This window comes from Chryseobacterium sp. GP-SGM7, from assembly GCF_049166575.1.
In the GTDB taxonomy this organism is placed as follows: Bacteria; Bacteroidota; Bacteroidia; order Flavobacteriales; family Weeksellaceae; genus Chryseobacterium.
Genome location: NZ_JBMHFF010000001.1, coordinates 625,064 through 643,303, shown reverse-complemented (window position 1 = coordinate 643,303; position 18,240 = coordinate 625,064). Strand labels below are relative to the sequence as shown.

Here is an 18,240-nt window from a genome sequence, read left to right as displayed (position 1 = left end):
ATATAAAATTCAGATTTTCAGTTTTGTACAGTTTAAAACAAAAAAGACCGAAAAATTTCGGTCTTTTTTGTTTGTATAATTTTTGCTATTCAAAGTTTTTAAGTAAAATCCAGCCTGTTTTTACTACTAATTTTTTACTTGCAGGATCTTCAAATGTCACTTGATACCAGTAAGAAGATGTAGGCAATTTTTTACCTTGGAAATATCCGTCCCAATAAGGTCTTGTTTTCTCAGCTTTATAAACTACTTTACCATAGCGGTCGGAAATCTGAGCCTGAAATTGTTTATAATCACTTACCCCTCTGAAATCGATCATATCATTTACTTTGTCTCCGTTTGGAGTAATTACGTTTTGCATTACGAAAGTGAAATACTCCAGGAAACCAACACAACTTGTACCTTTCACTCTTACTCTTATAGAAACTATTGTATTATTAGGAATATTATTAAATACATTAGAACCTTGCCAGGTAACACCGTTATCAACAGAATATTCAAGAACTCCACTCCCAAGATTTGTAGCGGTAATTACTAATGTACCATTTTGACTGTAATCAACATTTATAATTTCTGGGACAAGAGCCAGTTTTACTTCTGTTGTATATCTCTTAGAACAAACTCCATTGTTAATATCTACAAAATACATTCCGGGACCATCCACAGCAATAGTCTGTGTAGTAGCTCCGTTATTCCATAAATAGCTGTAATTCGGTCCAACTCCGGCATCCAGAGTTATAGTATCGCCAATACAGATTATCCCTCCTGTCATATTAGAAGTAATTGCCGGAACAACTTCTACAGTCACCGAGATAGGCTGAAGTGATTTACAACCTTGTGCACCGATTGCATACACTGTATAAGTAGTTGTTTGAGTAGGTGACAATGTACGAACAGCAGTAGAAACAGCCGTATCATTCCATTGATAGATAACACCACCGCCTGCAGTTAATGTAACAGATTCCCCAACGCAAATCTTTAATCTTGAAGCGGTAAGCTCAGCGACCGGAGTTGCCTCTTTTCTTAAAGTTAATGTAACTAATTTGCTACAAAATGCCCCGTTAGATACAACAACATGTAAAACCTGACCGTCAGTTCCATTATAAGCAGCTAAATTGGCATCTGGTATGTAACTGTTGTTCTGAGCCTGTGCATCAGCAAGATTTACGTAAAAACGGAAAACTGCTCCGGCAGTAGTACTCATCTGAGGTTTAGCATTATTTAAATTAAAAGTACTCAGAGTTGGTGTTGTACAAATTTTCATTGTAGCATTCTGAGCTACAGGACTTGTACCGCCCACAATTGTTATAGTTGCAGATGCCGGACAATTATTACCCGGAACCATTACTTTCACTTCATATTTACCAGGCGTAGTAGCAACATATGTTGCTGATGTTGCACCAGGTATCAGAACATCATCTTTATACCATTGATACAGAGCTCCGGGAACTGCATTCAGCTGTGCAACTAAAGTTTGAGGTACATTATCACAAACATTTAAAGTAGAAGGTAACTGTACTCCATTACCGTCAACAAGTTTAATACCTATATCAAAAGATCCTCCCTCAAGAAACACGGCAGAATCATAGCTCCAGTCTCTGTAATCAGACAAAACCATTTTAAAATGATAAGCCACACCCGGCGTTACATTTCCCACTGCCGTTAAAGGAACAGTTCTTCCATCATAATTGGTAACAATGTTTGGTGAAGAATTGTATCCCGCAAAATATATTTCATTAATTGCAGGACAACCTGAAATTCCACTAATCAAAGGGTGAATATTGGTCATCGCTACAGGTCCTGCATTATTTGGCAAAACAGCAAGGTTTACATAAGGACCTCCGGAAACCGGTTTTATTAACAATGCAAATGCATCTGAATACTGACAAGGAAAGGTTCCGGAATATTCTTCAGAAGCAAAAATATAATTAAATTTCACCTGACTGGAGTTAGGTACAAAATCAAACTCCAGCATAACATTATCATTATAATTATTAGATGGAGTAGGATTTGGAACAGCTGCTAAAAGATCGGCATCATTTTGTCCCGCTCCGGGAATAGTGTAACTTGCACTTGATGCTACATTTCCTGCTTCTCTTGCACGCCCCGTTGTTAATACAATTCCGTCTGTAAAGGGAAAATTGGTTGTTCCTTTATGAAAATAACCCCAGAACCTGTCGGTACTTGAAATGGGTTGCGAAGGTGTAATTGTTACATTCGAAACATCAGGAACAGAGCAGGTAGAACCTCCGTTAATTAAAATATCCTTTACCAATTGTTCCGGAGTATACGTAGAAGGAGCATATCCAGCAGCATTCACGTCTATAAAAACTCCTGCTTTTTTATTCGTCTCGTTTACCACATTTTTTGGTGGTTTTCTTTGCGCCGAAACAGATGCAGAAACAAACAAGAGTGCAGTAAGAAAAAAATAATTTTTCAGTCTATATTTTAACATTTTGTTGTTGTTTGCCCAAAAATACTACTTTTAAATGATTTAAAATGCACTTCAGAGGATATTATTAGCAGTAATATCACTTTTTATTTAAATTCTAATGAAATTTTAATTAATTTTTAATTTCAGGAAATAAAATGACCGTCAAGGTGACAGTCAGTAGATATTCTTTTTGATTTAATCTTTCTTCATTTCATCAATTTTATGTTGAAGCTCTGCAATTTTATCTTTTAGAAATTTAATTTCATTCTTATTAGAATTCACATTGCTTTTCAAAATGGTATTTTTTGCCCGTTCATTGTGGTCATCATCGTCATCTTCATCATTAATTTCTTCAATATCCTCTTGAATATCTTCAATATCTTCGCTGATCTCTTCCAAATCCTCAGAGATTTCTTCAATATCTTCGCTGATCTCCTCAATATCTTCCTGTATATCTTCGATATCTTCCTGAATATCTTCAATTTTCTCATGACTTTTATTGACAGACATCTGAATTAAAATTGATAAATAAATTGCCTCCAGAGACAAAACCGTAGTCAGCACAAGGAGCATCTTGTCAAAATCTATCAAACCAAATACTGGAAGCAAAAATGATGTTAAAAAGAGAAGAGTATGCAGAATTAAAGATGGTATTGATCCTATCCATGAAGTAATTCCGTCTGCAAGTTTTTCTAAAAATTCTATTTTTTCGTGCGGTGTTTTCATTATTTTCTTTTTAAAACAATTCTTTTGTTACTCCCAATCCAAACAGAGCAAAGTCATATTTTGCAGGATCTTTTGCGTCAAATTTTCTTATGATTAAATCTAATTCTTCTACCGTTTTCCAGTCATTTTGAGTTCGGGATACTAAGCCTAATTTTCTAGAAATATTGCCGGTATGTATATCCAGAGGAATCGATAAAAATCTCGGATCAATATTTTTCCAGATTCCAAAATCTACGCCACGATTATCATTTCTTATCATCCATCTCAGAAACATAATTATTCTTTTTGAAGATGAATTTTTATATGGCGAACTGACGTGTTTATGCGTTCTGTGTTTTTCAATTCCTAAAAATTTCTTTCTGAATCTTTCAATAGAATGTTGGAAATTGCTTTCGTGATTACTAATTAAAAATAAATCTTCAAGACTTTCATTTTCAGTATAAATCTTCCGAAACTGTCTGATAAAATATAAAAAATCTTCCCCGTTAAACGTTCTGTGAATACTTTTATCTTTAATAAATTCCAAATCTTTTTCAGAATAGTTTATCACAAAATCATAGGGAGAATTGCCTATAATATCGAGCATTTTTTCAGCAGATTTAATGATTGATTTCCTGTTTCCCCATGAAATTGTTGCCGCCAGAAATCCTGAAATCTCAACATCCTGTTTCAAAGAAAAACGATGCGGAATCTGAATCGGGTCATCCTGAATAAATTCAAGATTATTGTAAACATCAGCTTTTTCGTCAAGAAAATCTTTTAGCTCAGAAAAATTTAATTTCATTATTTTATTGGGTCTTGAAATTTTAAACCATTAACATTTCAAAGATTTTAACCTTTGGTTGAAGAAATATTTAAAATATTCATTAAACATTTCGCTGAATTAAGATTTATCTTACTATTTACATCTAATGTTTCAATTCTTTAAATTTTTACCGCTTCCAATGCCTTAGGTAAAAAAGTATTTGGGAAAATCTGTCTGGCTTCGTCTGTAAAAACCGTCAAATCTCCGTAACGGTTTGAAAAATGTCCCAAAATCAATTTTCCGACTTCCGCTTTTTTCGCAATGATTGCCGCTTCCTGAGCCGTAGTATGACCTGTATAATCAGCCATTTCTTTTAAATCATGCAAAAAAGTTGATTCATGGTACAAAACCGTAACATTTTTAATTATCGGAATGACAGATTCCAAATATCTTGTATCACTGCAAAATGCGTAAGAAACTGACGGCGCAGGAGTTGTGGTTAAAATTTCATTTTTCAGAACATATCCGTCACTCAAAACGAAATCTTTTCCGGCTTTCAAATGGTGATAATCACAGGTCTCAATCTCGGCATATTTTGAAACTTCTTCCATATTAATATGACGATCCTTTGATTTTTCTTTAAATAGGTAGCCGTTGCAATAAATCCTGTGATCAAGCGGAATAGTATACACTTCTACCCTATTATCTTCATAGATTTTCTCTGAATAATTTTTGTCAAGCTCATGATAAACCACCTCAAAACCACGATGCGTTTCAGACATCGTAAAAATAGTTTCCAGCATTTTTTTTATTCCTTTCGGACCATAAACATGCAGCGGAACTTCCCTTCCTAAAAGCCTGAATGAGGCAATTAATCCGGGCAAACCAAAACAATGGTCACCATGAAGATGCGAAATGAATATATGATTGATTTTTGAAAATCTTGCTTTTGCTTTTCTCAACTGAACCTGCGTTCCTTCACCACAATCGATCAGAAAACAGCGCTCTTCCATTTCCAGAAGCTGAGCTGTTGGTGACGTATTAACTGTGGGTATTGCCGAATTAAATCCTAATATCGTTAAATAAGTACTCAAATCAATAGTTTATTAAAGCAAATGTACAATAATTGAGGTAAAGGTTAAGGCGGAGATCGAGTTTTAAAACAATTAAAAAACATGAGGCACATAAGATTTCACATATTTATTAAAAATATTATGAAACCATCAGAAAAAGTCAAAGATTTTAAAATGTATTGTCTAAAATCTTTCTAATCATATTATCTACAGATTTTCACACAAAAAATCTTTGATTTTTAAACTTATATGATCTGTTGTGCATTTAAGGGGGAAATGTTAAATTAACTAAAAATCAATCACTTGTATTTCTTTGATAAGCGAAGCACCCTTGTTTTACTTTATTTCAGCATAGTTTTGGAGTTTCTTTTGTTTAACCTTGCGTTTATTTTATCGCAAAGAAAAACAAAGAATTTAAATCAAAAAAGCTTTTTAAAGATAAACAAAGGTGTTTCACTTACTGAAGTAAAACAAATTTGTAAATGCACAACAGGTCTTATATGATCTAAATATCCCAAATTACTAAACTTAAATCTAATGTGACTGATGTGTCAAAAAACTTTTGTCACTTTGTGGCTAAACCTTTTTAGTAATACTTTATTTCTTATTCAAAAAATCAAGAAACAAGTCCAAAGCCTGTTTTCTGTGGCTGATTTTATTTTTATCTTCAGGATTCATCTCCGCAAAAGTCATTTCGTATCCTTCAGGAACAAAGATAGGATCGTAACCAAAACCTTGATGACCTTTATTTTCATTAAGTAAATTTCCGTGAGCTCTGCCATCGAAATATTTTGCACCGTTTTCGTCATAATAGCATAAAACTGTTATGAAATAAGCTTTCCTGTTTTCTACATTTTCCATTTCGCTTAAAACTTTTTCGATGTTTTTGGCAAAATCGTGATCACCGGCATAACGTGCCGAAAAAATTCCCGGTCTTCCATCTAAAGATTCTACAACCAAACCGCTGTCGTCACCCAAACTTGGAATTCCCGTCTTTTCAAAACAATATTTTGCTTTGATTAATGCATTGGCGTTGAAAGAATCTCCATCTTCAACAATTTCGTCATGTAGATCATAGTCAGCAAGACTCTTTACGAAGAATTCATTCCCTAAAATCTGTTGTATTTCTTCCTTTTTATGAAGATTGTGAGTGGCTATTAATATTTCCATTTTTATTTTTTATTAAAATCGAATTTATATCGAATTTTTATTTATTATAATTTGAATGTGACACATAAGTCATATAAGAGATTTTTTACTAATTTGTTCTAAAATATCCAGAATAATTCTACACTAAACTTATGTGACTGATGTTTAAAAACACTCTATGCTTCAGAATACCGAACTTTATTTTGAAAGGTAAAGAGATAGAAAAATACTGAAAACAGCACAATTCCTATACCTAAAATCATCCATTCCTGAATTTCCAGTACTTCTGCAAAACTTTCTTTTTTTGTGTAAAAAATTAAAACCGCAGAGCAAAGATTATTGAATCCGTGTAAAAGCATTGGTAAAAGCAAAGATTTTGTTTTGTAATATACCAAACCCAAAACACATCCCAGTAAAGTAGCTCCCACAAACTGCCATGGGTTTCCATGTATCAAGCCAAATAAAACACTGGCCAGCAAAATTGCTTTCCAGGGTTCTACTCCTTTATTAATCAATCCTTTTTGAATAATCCCTCTAAAAATAATTTCCTCAAAAATCGGTGCCATAATCACTGCTGTGATAATCATTACAGCGGGATCGTCAACTAAATTTGCCATCAGATTTTCGAAAAACTTATAAAAATCTCCAAAAAAAGGACCCGTTGTAGGAATTTGTGATGTAATAAATTCCCCGATAAACATCATTCCCAACATCATAGGAAAAATGAGAAAATATGTATAAAAGTTAGTAGAAGAAAAATTGAAATTTAATTTTTTTCCTGTTTTCTGTCTTACAATCACAAAATCGAAAGCGGCAATCATCAAGCAAAAAACCACTGCATTGGCAAACATCATAAACCAGGGCTTTTGCATAAAATCCAGTTTAAAAACAAATTTACCTGCAAGACCGAAAAAACCAACGGCCATACTTCCTATAATATAACCTGTGAAAAGAATTAAGCCTCCCATCCAGTCGAAAATGTACCTTGGATATTTTGAGTTTTCCATGTATAGTAACTAATTTTTAGCAGAACAAAGATAATTGAATTTATATAAAACAAAAACTTCAAATGAGTATAAAGCCTTTTAATAATGATAAATGTTACCTTTTTTAAAGCAACAATTTTAAAACTTAAACTTATTTCTAAAGTATCTTTGCAGTCTAATTTTTTCTTCAGATGAACAGCTTTGTAAACCAATCAAAAAATACCAATCTCCAAATCATTTTTTACGTCTGTTTTACTTTTGTAGGATACTTTATTATCGGTTTATCGCTTTCTGTATTACCTATTTTTATTACTAAAAGCTTAAATTACAGCCTTTTGGCGGCAGGAATTGTAATCAGTCTACAATATATTTCCACCTTTTTTCTAAGAGCGTATTCCGGAAAAATGATTGACGGAAAAGGTCCGAAACCAGCAGTACTATTGAGTATGCTCGGATTTTCATTAACAGGAGTTTTCCTTATTTTTGCGTATTACTTTAAGTTTTCTCCGGTTTTTAGTCTTGCATTTTTAATAATCACACGGCTTCTCACAGGTTGCGCAGAAGGGTTGGTTGGTGCAAGTCCGATTAACTGGGCGATTATGACAGTAGGAGAAAAGCACACTGCAAAGATTATTTCTTATAATGGCGTTGCTTGTTACGGAGCTTTGGCGATCGGAGCATCATTAGGAATTATTATCGAACAGAAATTTAGTCTGTACGGAATAGGAATTCTATCCATTATTTTAGGAATTACCGGATTTTTATTTGCTAAAACCAAGGAAAACAAAACCAACGAAAATAAAAAAGAAACCCAGTCTTTCTGGAAAGTATTGGGAACAGTTGCTCCTTTCGGAGTCTGCCTGGCTTTGGGCGGAATAGGTTTTGCAAGCATTTCTACTTTTATCACTCTATACTACAATCATTTTCACTGGAATAACGGTGCATTGTGTTTAAGTGTTTTTGGTGTATTATTCGTTGCCGGAAGATTGGTTTTCAGTAATGTTATTAATAATTATGGCGGAATTAAAGTCGCCATTGCCTGTCTTTCCGTAGAAACAACCGGCTTACTCATCATTGCTTTTGCGACAAATGCACAGATAGCGTTAATTGGCGCAGGTGTGACAGGATTAGGATTTTCACTTATTTTTCCGGCTTTAGGAGTAATGGCCATTAAAAGTGTTGCACCATCAAATCAAGGTTCTGCATTGGCTGGTTATGGACTTTTTATTGATATTTCTCTCGGTGTTGCAGGCCCCATCATCGGAAGTGTGGCCGATTTTTTCGGAATGCAGTTTATTTTTCCTTTCAGTGCTGCAATGGTTTTTGCAGGATTGGGATTGGCGTATTTTCTGAAGAAAAAATCAAATCTGAAAAAACTGAGTGAAATTTGATTTATTATTAAAATTGGAAAAATATCCTGAACACGGATTACAAACTATTGAACCACGCTGTGGTTTTAATTTCGTTCGCATTCTGCGAATGATTCATTTGTTGTAATTTTTTATATCTGTAATCTTTTGAGAATTTTTTAAGACAACAAATAACATATGGTTATCAAGAAACGGTTTCCACTCCCATACAAAAATCTTTGATTTTTAATCTTATGTGATCTAAATAGTCTCAGTCATTTAACTTAAATCTCATTTAATTCATGTGTCAAAAAACCTTTGTGACTTTTGTGTTTAGTCTCATCCGTTTTTCCAACCAAAATCCAATTTTCAAAATCCGATTAAATTCACGATTTTTGCAAACTCAAACAACGATATGTCAGACTTAATCAAAGAAATAGAAAAAAGAAAAACCTTCGGAATTATCTCTCACCCGGATGCCGGAAAAACGACTCTTACTGAAAAGTTGCTGCTTTTTGGAGGCGCAATTCAGGAAGCGGGTGCAGTAAAATCAAACAAAATAAAAAAAGGAGCCACCTCCGATTTTATGGAAATTGAAAGACAGAGAGGAATCTCTGTGGCAACTTCTGTATTGGCTTTTGAGTACAGAGACCACAAAATTAATATTCTGGATACTCCGGGTCACAAAGATTTTGCTGAAGATACGTACCGAACTTTGACAGCCGTTGATTCTGTAATCGTTGTGATTGATGTTGCAAAAGGAGTTGAGGAACAGACAGAAAAATTGGTGAAAGTCTGCAGAATGAGAAACATCCCAATGTTGGTTTTTATTAATAAACTTGACCGTGAAGGTAAAGATGCTTTCGATTTGCTGGATGAAGTTGAGCAGAAATTAGGCTTAAGAGTTTGCCCGCTTTCATTGCCGATTGGTATGGGTAGCGATTTCCAGGGAATTTATAATATTTGGGAAGACAATATTCAGTTATTTTTAGAAGAGAAAAAACAAAAGGTTGGTGAATCTATCAGGTTTGATGACATTAATGATTCTAAAATTGATGAAGTAATTGGTGAAAAAGCGGCAAAAAATTTAAGAGACGAATTAGAACTAATTCAGTCTGTATATCCGGAATTTAACCGTGAAGATTATATGAATGGTGAATTGCAGCCTGTTTTCTTCGGCTCAGCGTTGAATAATTTTGGTGTTAGAGAATTGCTGAATGCATTTATTGATATTGCTCCAATGCCACAACCCAAAGAAAGTGATACCCGTTTGGTAAAGCCTGAAGAAAGCAATTTTACAGGATTTGTATTTAAAATCCATGCCAATATGGATCCTAAACACAGAGACCGTTTAGCTTTCGTAAAAATTGTTTCAGGAACATTTAAAAGAAACGAAAATTATCTGTTGGTAAGAGAAGGCAAAAAAATGAAATTTTCTTCCCCGAATGCATTTTTTGCAGATAAAAAAGAAGTGGTTGACGAAAGTTTCCCGGGAGACATTGTAGGACTTCACGATACCGGAAGTTTCAGAATCGGTGATACCTTGACTGGTGGTGAAAAGCTGAGTTTTAAAGGAATTCCTAGTTTCTCTCCTGAACATTTCAGATATATCAATAACAACGATCCGTTGAAGGCAAAACAACTGGCTAAAGGTATTGATCAGTTAATGGATGAAGGTGTTGCGCAGTTGTTTACGCTCGAAATGAATAATAGAAAAATTATAGGAACTGTGGGCGCACTTCAGTATGAAGTTATCCAATATCGTCTGGAGCACGAATATGGAGCAAAATGTACTTATGAACCTCTTTCTATGCACAAAGCGTGTTGGGTTGAAGCAGACGAAAAGTCTGAAGAATTCAGAGAATTTGCAAGATTGAAGCAGCGATTTTTAGCAAGAGATAAATACAACCAATTGGTTTTCCTGGCAGATTCTTCTTTCACGATACATATGACGCAGGAAAAATTCCCGAATGTGAAACTGCATTTTATCAGTGAATTCCAAAATGCTTAAAGTAAATTTTTAGCACATCTTGAAAATCTGGTTACAGATGATCCTGATTAGCCGACATCAAAAAAAGCCGTCTCACAATAAAATGTGAGACGGCTTTTTTTAATTGTGATGTTCATACATCTTATCATAAAGATCAATAAATTTTTCTTTTATTGCTTTTCTTTTCAGCTTTAAAGTCGGTGTTAAAAGTCCTGCTTCAATTCCCCAGACTTCAGGTGTCAATTCAATTTTTTTAATTTTTTCCCAATTTCCGAGATGTTCGTTGATGTTGTCTATTTCTTTTTCAATTCTTTCTTTCAACTCAGGGCTTTTTGCAATTTCAGCGGGAGTTTTTCCGATATTCAGATTGTTTCTCATTGCCCAGCTTTTAGCAAATTCAAAATCAGGCTGTACCAAAGCGGTCGGCATTTTTTCACCATCACCAACAACCATAATCTGTTCGATAAATTTCGAAGCTTTTGCCAAATTTTCAATCGTTTGCGGTGCAATATATTTTCCTCCTGAAGTTTTAAACATTTCCTTTTTACGGTCGGTAATCTGTAGGAAGCCTTCGTTGTCGATGTGACCAATGTCTCCGGTTTTGAAAAACCCGTCTTCGGTAAATGTTTCTTTGGTTTGTTCCTCATTCTTAAAATAACTTTTAAAAACAGAAGGTCCTTTTACAGTAATCTCACCATCTTGCTGAATTTTTACCGTTAAATTATCCAAAGGATGACCGACAGTTCCCACTTTCATTTTTCCGAATGAATTTACCGAAATTACAGGTGAAGTTTCCGTTAAACCATACCCTTCAAGAATAGGAATTCCTGCATTTTGAAACATTAAATTTAATCTTGTAGATAAAGCTGCAGAGCCGGAAACCAAAGTAATAATCTCGCCTCCCAAACCTTCTCTCCATTTTTTGAAAACCAATCTGTCTGCAATAATTTCCATTAAACCTGATGGTTTTGAAACTTCCTTCTTTTTCTGAATTAAATTTAAAGCCCAGAAGAATATTTTTTGTTTAATTCCACCTGCTGAAGAACCGGTTGCATAAATTTTATCATAAACTTTTTCCACCAAACGAGGAACAACGCTCATATAATGAGGTTTTACTTCTTTCACGTTTTCACCCATTTTTTCAATGCTTTCAGCAAAATAAATTGAAAAACCATTGTACTGGAAAAGATAAAACAGCATTCTTTCAAAAATATGGCAGATCGGCAAGAAGCTCAAAACTCGTGTATCTTTATAGTCTAAACTTTTTTTCTTTGGAATTCTCGGAATTGACCCCAAAACATTGGAAACAATATTTTCATGAGTCAGCATGACACCTTTCGGTTTTCCTGTCGTTCCTGAAGTATAAATTAATGTTGCCAGATCCTCTGTATTAATCGATTTTGAAAGATCCTCCACTTCAATCTGAGTTGAATCGTCTTCACCCAAATCAAGAATTTCTTTCCAGTTTGCCGCTCCGCTGACGTTGTCAAAAGTGAAAACTCCCTGTAAGCTTGCTACATTATGTTTAATCTGCATGACTTTAGCCAAAAGATCTTTATCTGAAACAAAACAGTATTTAATTTCAGCATTGTTGAAGATAAATTCGTAATCTTCAGGAGAAATACTTGGATAAACCGGAACAGAAACCACACCAATTTGTGAAAGCCCAAGATCCATCACTGCCCATTCTGTACGTGAATTGGTAGTAATTAAGGCAATTTTATCACCAGGTTTTATACCCAATTTTAAAAGCCCTCTTGATATCTTATTTCCCTGATTAATAAACTCCTGCGTCGACGTTTTTTGCCATTCGCCCTGATATTTTGTGACAAACATATCGTTTTTAGGTAAATGCTGTAAAGCGTAGTGAGGTATATCGAATAACCTTTTGATTGACATAATTTTCAAATATATAGTTAGGATTTTAAATATAAGAATTTTTTTTAACTGTGAAAATTACTTCTTATTGATTAAGAATTAATAAAATGTATGTCATAATATATTTAATAATTCAAAGTATATTTATTTCTGATGAATATTTAAAAAAGCCCATAAAACCTTGAGTAAGCCCTAATTAATGAATCTGTTTTCAGATTTGCTCAAAAAGTGTAAATTAGCCTCCATATAATAGAAAAATTTATGGACTTTAATTTATCAGAAGAACAGCTGATGATTCAGCAGGCAGCGAGAGATTTTGCTCAGACAGAACTATTACCTGAAGTTATTGAGAGAGACCGTGATCAGAAATTCCCGACTGAACAAGTAAAAAAAATGGGGGAAATGGGACTTTTAGGAATGATGGTTGATCCAAAATACGGCGGCGCAGGGATGGATAGTGTTTCTTACGTTCTGGCAATGGAAGAAATTGCAAAAATTGACGCTTCTGCAGCTGTGGTAATGTCTGTAAACAACTCTTTGGTTTGTGCAGGTCTTGAAAAATTTGCTTCTGAAGAACAAAAAGTAAAATATCTTACCCCTCTTGCAAGCGGAAAAGTAATCGGAGCTTTTGCTTTGTCTGAGCCCGAAGCAGGGTCTGATGCAACGTCTCAGCAAACTACTGCGGAAGATAAAGGAGATTATTATTTATTAAACGGAATCAAAAACTGGATTACAAATGGTGGGACTGCTTCTTATTATATTGTAATTGCACAAACTAATCCTGAAAAAAAACATAAAGGAATCAATGCTTTCATCGTTGAAAGAGGTTGGGAAGGTTTCGAAATAGGGCTTAAAGAAGATAAATTGGGAATCAGAGGGAGCGATACACATTCTTTACTCTTTAATAATGTAAAAGTACCGAAAGAAAACAGAATAGGTGAAGACGGTTTTGGCTTCAATTTTGCAATGGCTGTTTTGAACGGTGGTAGAATTGGTATTGCTTCTCAGGCTTTAGGTATTGCTTCCGGAGCTTATGAACTGGCTTTAAAATATGCAAAAACAAGAAAGGCTTTCAGAACTGAAATTATCAATCACCAGGCGATTGCTTTCAAATTAGCAGATATGGCAACTCAGATTACGGCCGCAAGAATGCTTTGCTTTAAGGCGGCTGTAGAAAAAGATGCCGGAAAAGATATTTCTGAAAGTGGAGCAATGGCAAAACTATACGCTTCTCAGGTTGCAATGGATACGACGATTGAAGCGGTACAAATTCACGGCGGATATGGATATGTAAAAGAATATCATGTAGAAAGAATGATGAGAGATGCAAAAATTACTCAGATATATGAAGGAACTTCCGAAATTCAGAAAATTGTGATTTCGAGAAGTATTTCAAAATAATAAAAACAAAAAAAATCACTATTTATGAAAAAACCTTTGTGGATTACCGGTGGAGTTCTTTTACTTCTGGTTGGAGTTTTTATCTGGTATAAATTTTTCTTCGTTTTCGGAGAAGGAGTAAAATCAGGATACCTTAATTATGCTATTAATAAAGGATATATTTTTAAAACATATGAAGGTAAATTAATTCAGGAAGGTTTTGGAAAAGGAAAAACCGGAACCATTACAAGCTATGAGTTTGAGTTTTCTGTTTCAGATCCTGAAGTTTTCAAACAATTGGAACTTAATAGTGGAAAAACTTTTGATCTTCATTACAAAGAATACAACGGAACGCTTCCCTGGAGAGGAAATACAAAGTATATTGTAGATAAAGTAGTAAGTATGAAATAACAAGAAAGGCTCTCGATTGAGAGCCTTTTCTTTTACACTAAAACCACAAATATTAATGAAATTATGAATTGATAAAGTTACATGTAAAAACAATTGTTTTTTAATTTGCGGCTTAAAATTTACTTAAAATTCGTTAATCATTAATTTGAACTATTTTCAGACTGCTTATTGGCCTTCTTTTTATAGAAATAGTAAGCAATTCCTATAATAACAAACAAAGGCCAAAGCGGAAGAATAAACAGAAAAACAGATGTAATCACATTCCAGCCTGAAGAAATTGCGGCTAAAGATTTTCCGCCAAAACTTTCCGGCTCACTTTTTACGAAAGCTTTTTCTGAAGTTCCGTACAGCGTGATTTCTAAATCGCACATCGTATTGTTGATTAAATCCTTTCCGTTCACATCAATGGTCTTATTTTCTACGTTTCCGATCGTAAAGCTCAAATCATCCATCAGATAATCAAATTTCTGAATCGGAACTTTTAGTTTAATAAAAGCCATTTTTCCGTCGTTGTTATTTGAAGTAATGTTTTCACTTTTTACAAATCCGTCGTATTTTTTCACTAATTCCTTTACCGTTTCTTTAGAAGTTTCCGCATCGTTTACCTTGAGTTCTAAAAAGCCGGTTTTAGACATTCTGTCTTTATAAACAGGTTCTTCGTTTTTAGTTTTATCTTTATAAATGATTTTAGTTTCTTTGATAATTTTCGGAGCAGGAACATTCACTACGATTTTTTCCGCATTTTTTTTCAGAGAATCTTTCTCTTCCAACTTTGATTCCAGCTTCATATTGGTAATTTTTTCGGAAAGAGAATCAATACTTTTGGAAGTTGCCTCCATTTTTTGCACTGCTTCACTTTTTGTTTTTTCAAAATCTTTAATTCTGATACTGGCAGAATCAAAAACAGCATCAACGTTATTATCTATAGAATTAATTTTCTCACCGACATTCGCCAAAGTACTGTCTGCGCCATTGATCGCATTCTCTAGCTGAGATGTTGATGTTTCGCCTTTTTTACACATTACGAAAGTGCCTGATACAGCAACTAATAAAATGAACTTTTTCATAAAATTATTTTTTTGTTGAAGTAAAATTAGAGGTGATATTTTGACAAAGATTGTAAAAGAAATGTATGATTTTGGTAAAATTTTATTTAATTGAAAACCAGGTATTTGTAAAATTCGTTAAATCATTTTACAAAGATTTTAGTTAAATGTTAAAAATGTTAAAAGAAAATTATCATTGGAAATATAATAATATTTACCTTTGCTTTTTGAGACATTCATAATGAAACGTCGTTGTTGATTATTATTGAAGTTATTTTTAATTACAAAATGAAAATATTAATACTCATAAATTAAAAATTTTGATTTATTTTAATGAAACAAGACAACACTACAGTACCAGAACGCTGAATAAATAACCTCGAAAAGTACATTTAATTATTATAAAAAATAAAGAAAAGATTATATGAAAAAACAACTACTAGTGATGGGTATGTTTTTTATTTCCACTATTTTTTTGGCTCAAACCAAACAGCTATGGAAAGAAACATCCCCAAATAACCCTTCAGATGTATTTGAAAACAAAACAAATATTTTAAACCCCAAAGTTTACACCCTTGATTTTGCGGGTCTGAAAAATGCTCTTACAAAAGCACCGCAAAAGTTTGGCAAATCTGATGTTATTGTTTCGTTTCCGAATTCTAATGGTAGATTTGAAGATTTTAAAGTAAGAGAAAACTCAAATTTTGATCCTGAATTGGCTGCAAAATTTCCGGACATCAAATCTTACGTCGGTATAGGTTTAGATGATGCGAGTTCTACAGTTTACTTCAGTATTTCTCCATTAGGATTATCTTCGATGGAAATTTATGGGAATAAATCTGCTGTTTTTATAGAGCCTTATACAAAAGATCTTTCAAGGTATGTTATCTATAAAAAATCTGATAAAAAAGAGAATTTAGATAAATTTGAGTGTACTGTAATTGATGTTGCTCAAAAAGGTCTAAATAATTCTAATCTTACAGCAAGACCTAATGCTGATGATGGTAAATTAAGAACCTTCAGATTAGCTTTATCTTGCACCGGAGAATATACCACCTATTTCGGAGGAACAGTTGCAAATGCTTTGGCAGCTATGAACAATACAATGACTCGTGTAAACGGAGTTTTTGAAAAAGATTTTGCCGCTAGAATGGTTTTGATCGCTAATAATACCAGTGTGATTTATACCAATGCATCAACTGACCCTTATTCCCCATCAGCTCAGATGAACAACTGGAACTCTCAATTGCAAAGTACCCTGACCTCGGTAATTGGAGAAGCAAATTATGATATTGGGCATTTATTCGGAGCTACAGGAGGCGGTGGTAACGCAGGTTGTATAGGCTGTGTATGTACAAACGGTACCAAAGGTCGTGGATACACTTCTCCTGCAGATGGTGTTCCGTCGGGAGATTCATTTGACATCGATTATGTAGCTCATGAAATGGGTCATCAGTTTGGAGGAAACCACACATTTTCGAATGCTAACGAAGGGACAGGAGTAAATGTTGAGCCAGGTGGTGGTTCTACGATTATGGCATATGCGGGTATCACAAATTATAATGTTCAGATGAACTCAGATCCGTTTTTCCATGCAATAAGCATTCAGCAGATTACTAATAATATTAAAGCAAAGACGTGTCCTGTAGTTACAGATACTGGAAATGCAATTCCTACAGCAAATGCAGGTTTAGATTATATTATTCCCCAAGGAACTCCGTTTGTACTTACGGGGAGCGGTACTGATGGAAACTCAGATCCTTTAACTTATATCTGGGAACAGATGGATAATGCCTCTAGTTCTCAAACCAATGCTAACTCTGTTGCTTCTGCGACAAAAGCTACCGGCCCAACCTTTAGATCTTACACGCCGCAAACAGTTCCGTTTAGATATTTCCCACCATTGGCAAGAATACTTGTAGGTGCAACTACAACCTCAAGTCCTCTCGGTACTGCTTCACCCATTGTTGTAGAAGCTTTATCGAGTGTTGCAAGAACCTACAACTTCAGATTCACCACCCGTGATAACAGAGCAGGAGGTTCCGGAAACAATTCTGATGATATGATCGTTACAGTGAATGCGTCTGCGGGACCATTCGTGGTAACATCTCAAAATACTGCCGGAATTATATGGAATGAAGGACAGACTCAGACTATTACCTGGAATGTAGCCAATACAACAGCCGCACCAGTAAGTACACCAAATGTAACTATTCTTTTATCGAAAGACGGAGGTCTTACCTGGCCAACAGTCTTAGTTGCAAGTGCACCAAACAGCGGTACATATAGCTATGTTGTTCCGGGAGGTTTAGGAACTATTCCCAATGCCAGAATCATGGTAAAGGGTTTAAATAATATATTTTTGAATGTAAATTCTCAAAATTTCACCATAAACTCATCTGCAGTTGTAGTTCCGCCAGTTCCTACACCGGGAACACCAGGAACGCCGGGAAGCCCTGGAAATCCGGGAACTTCACCATCATCTATATTTGATGGTTTAATGATTTATCCTGTACCTTCTAATGACGGATATGTTTACATTAAGTTAGATTTCCCGAGGTTAACGCCTCTTGCGCCTTACTCATTCTCTTACACCATTTTTTCAATGGATGGGAAATTGGTTGTTCCTAAAAGAAATCGTCTTTTCTTTTCTGAACATTTAGAGAAAATTGATCTGAGAAGCTTACCAACTGAAGCTTACATGATTGAGCTTGAATTGCAAGGTCAAAAAATCGTGAAAAAATTATTAATGTTACGTAAGTAATTTATTGATAAAGCTGTCGGAAAAATCTGATAGGTTGACAGGATAAAATAGATAACAAAAACCAAAGCACAATGTTGCTTTGGTTTTTGCTTTTAAATCAGCAGTCATGTTATCATTCCGGAGAAATCTAATCATTCTGAAAATAAAGCAGTTTAGATTTCTATGGAAAGGCAAACAAACTCTTAAAAATTAAGCATTATCAATTACGGATATCATGATAAATTGTTGGAATTTATTTGATTCAAAATAGTATATCACATTGGTTCTGCGTATTAAATTTTTTCGCTGTGATTCAACGGAAGATTGTTTTAT

General features: G+C 34.3%; 13 protein-coding genes. 5 read left to right on the top strand and 8 right to left on the bottom strand.

All coding sequences use genetic code 11. The annotated features are described in order from the left end of the window. Positions 1 to 85: 85 nt before the first annotated feature. The 6 genes from ACOOWA_RS02920 to ACOOWA_RS02895 form a co-directional block, all read right to left on the bottom strand. Complete coding sequence (locus tag ACOOWA_RS02920) at positions 86 to 2,452, bottom strand: choice-of-anchor L domain-containing protein (RefSeq protein ID WP_421373104.1); 2,367 nt, start codon at positions 2,450 to 2,452, stop codon at positions 86 to 88. Between the two features lie 174 nt (positions 2,453 to 2,626). Then, positions 2,627 to 3,157, bottom strand: coding sequence for a DUF1003 domain-containing protein (locus ACOOWA_RS02915; protein WP_421373103.1), 531 nt, complete (start codon positions 3,155 to 3,157; stop codon positions 2,627 to 2,629). Between the two features lie 10 nt (positions 3,158 to 3,167). Further along, positions 3,168 to 3,941 (bottom strand): TIGR02757 family protein, encoded by a 774-nt coding sequence (locus tag ACOOWA_RS02910; protein ID WP_421373102.1) that lies wholly within the window; start codon positions 3,939 to 3,941, stop codon positions 3,168 to 3,170. Between the two features lie 140 nt (positions 3,942 to 4,081). Beyond that, positions 4,082 to 4,996: a ribonuclease Z gene (locus tag ACOOWA_RS02905; protein ID WP_421373101.1), complete on the bottom strand. Its 915-nt coding sequence runs from the start codon at positions 4,994 to 4,996 to the stop codon at positions 4,082 to 4,084. Positions 4,997 to 5,572: 576 nt separating this feature from the next. Continuing rightward, the gene (gene rdgB / locus ACOOWA_RS02900) at positions 5,573 to 6,145 is read right to left on the bottom strand and encodes an RdgB/HAM1 family non-canonical purine NTP pyrophosphatase (RefSeq protein WP_421373099.1); all 573 of its coding nucleotides are present in this window, start codon (positions 6,143 to 6,145) and stop codon (positions 5,573 to 5,575) included. Positions 6,146 to 6,300: 155 nt separating this feature from the next. Next, the gene (locus ACOOWA_RS02895) at positions 6,301 to 7,131 is read right to left on the bottom strand and encodes a CPBP family intramembrane glutamic endopeptidase (RefSeq protein ID WP_421373098.1); all 831 of its coding nucleotides are present in this window, start codon (positions 7,129 to 7,131) and stop codon (positions 6,301 to 6,303) included. Between the two features lie 170 nt (positions 7,132 to 7,301). On the opposite strand from ACOOWA_RS02895, the gene ACOOWA_RS02890 reads away from it, so the two are divergent. Then, positions 7,302 to 8,501: an MFS transporter gene (locus ACOOWA_RS02890; RefSeq protein ID WP_421373096.1), complete on the top strand. Its 1,200-nt coding sequence runs from the start codon at positions 7,302 to 7,304 to the stop codon at positions 8,499 to 8,501. Positions 8,502 to 8,874: 373 nt separating this feature from the next. After that, entirely contained in the window at positions 8,875 to 10,470 is a 1,596-nt protein-coding gene (locus tag ACOOWA_RS02885; protein WP_421373095.1) for a peptide chain release factor 3, read from the top strand. 99 nt (positions 10,471 to 10,569) lie between these two features. Here the strand turns inward: ACOOWA_RS02885 and ACOOWA_RS02880 are convergent, their stop codons facing one another. Beyond that, on the bottom strand, positions 10,570 to 12,348 hold the full coding sequence (locus ACOOWA_RS02880) for an AMP-dependent synthetase/ligase (RefSeq protein WP_421373094.1): 1,779 nt from the start codon (positions 12,346 to 12,348) through the stop codon (positions 10,570 to 10,572). Between the two features lie 240 nt (positions 12,349 to 12,588). Here ACOOWA_RS02880 and ACOOWA_RS02875 point away from each other — a divergent pair, with 240 nt between their 5' ends. Together ACOOWA_RS02875 and ACOOWA_RS02870 are read left to right on the top strand one after the other, a co-directional pair. Then, complete coding sequence (locus ACOOWA_RS02875) at positions 12,589 to 13,728, top strand: acyl-CoA dehydrogenase family protein (RefSeq protein ID WP_421373093.1); 1,140 nt, start codon at positions 12,589 to 12,591, stop codon at positions 13,726 to 13,728. A gap of 24 nt (positions 13,729 to 13,752) precedes the next feature. Continuing rightward, positions 13,753 to 14,118, top strand: coding sequence for a hypothetical protein (locus ACOOWA_RS02870; protein ID WP_421373092.1), 366 nt, complete (start codon positions 13,753 to 13,755; stop codon positions 14,116 to 14,118). 140 nt (positions 14,119 to 14,258) lie between these two features. Here the strand turns inward: ACOOWA_RS02870 and ACOOWA_RS02865 are convergent, their stop codons facing one another. After that, entirely contained in the window at positions 14,259 to 15,185 is a 927-nt protein-coding gene (locus ACOOWA_RS02865) for a DUF4349 domain-containing protein (RefSeq protein ID WP_421373091.1), read from the bottom strand. A gap of 403 nt (positions 15,186 to 15,588) precedes the next feature. On the opposite strand from ACOOWA_RS02865, the gene ACOOWA_RS02860 reads away from it, so the two are divergent. Then, positions 15,589 to 17,928, top strand: a complete 2,340-nt coding sequence (locus ACOOWA_RS02860) for a reprolysin-like metallopeptidase (RefSeq protein WP_421373090.1) — start codon at positions 15,589 to 15,591, stop codon at positions 17,926 to 17,928. Positions 17,929 to 18,240 lie beyond the last annotated feature (312 nt).

Coding starts and splice junctions, on each gene's coding strand:
- ACOOWA_RS02920 (WP_421373104.1), bottom strand. CDS start 2,452: ATGTTAAAATATAGACTGAAAAATTATTTTTTTCTTACTGCACTCTTG.
- ACOOWA_RS02915 (WP_421373103.1), bottom strand. CDS start 3,157: ATGAAAACACCGCACGAAAAAATAGAATTTTTAGAAAAACTTGCAGAC.
- ACOOWA_RS02910 (WP_421373102.1), bottom strand. CDS start 3,941: ATGAAATTAAATTTTTCTGAGCTAAAAGATTTTCTTGACGAAAAAGCT.
- rdgB (WP_421373099.1), bottom strand. CDS start 6,145: ATGGAAATATTAATAGCCACTCACAATCTTCATAAAAAGGAAGAAATA.
- ACOOWA_RS02895 (WP_421373098.1), bottom strand. CDS start 7,131: ATGGAAAACTCAAAATATCCAAGGTACATTTTCGACTGGATGGGAGGC.
- ACOOWA_RS02890 (WP_421373096.1), top strand. CDS start 7,302: ATGAACAGCTTTGTAAACCAATCAAAAAATACCAATCTCCAAATCATT.
- ACOOWA_RS02885 (WP_421373095.1), top strand. CDS start 8,875: ATGTCAGACTTAATCAAAGAAATAGAAAAAAGAAAAACCTTCGGAATT.
- ACOOWA_RS02880 (WP_421373094.1), bottom strand. CDS start 12,348: ATGTCAATCAAAAGGTTATTCGATATACCTCACTACGCTTTACAGCAT.
- ACOOWA_RS02875 (WP_421373093.1), top strand. CDS start 12,589: ATGGACTTTAATTTATCAGAAGAACAGCTGATGATTCAGCAGGCAGCG.
- ACOOWA_RS02870 (WP_421373092.1), top strand. CDS start 13,753: ATGAAAAAACCTTTGTGGATTACCGGTGGAGTTCTTTTACTTCTGGTT.
- ACOOWA_RS02865 (WP_421373091.1), bottom strand. CDS start 15,185: ATGAAAAAGTTCATTTTATTAGTTGCTGTATCAGGCACTTTCGTAATG.
- ACOOWA_RS02860 (WP_421373090.1), top strand. CDS start 15,589: ATGAAAAAACAACTACTAGTGATGGGTATGTTTTTTATTTCCACTATT.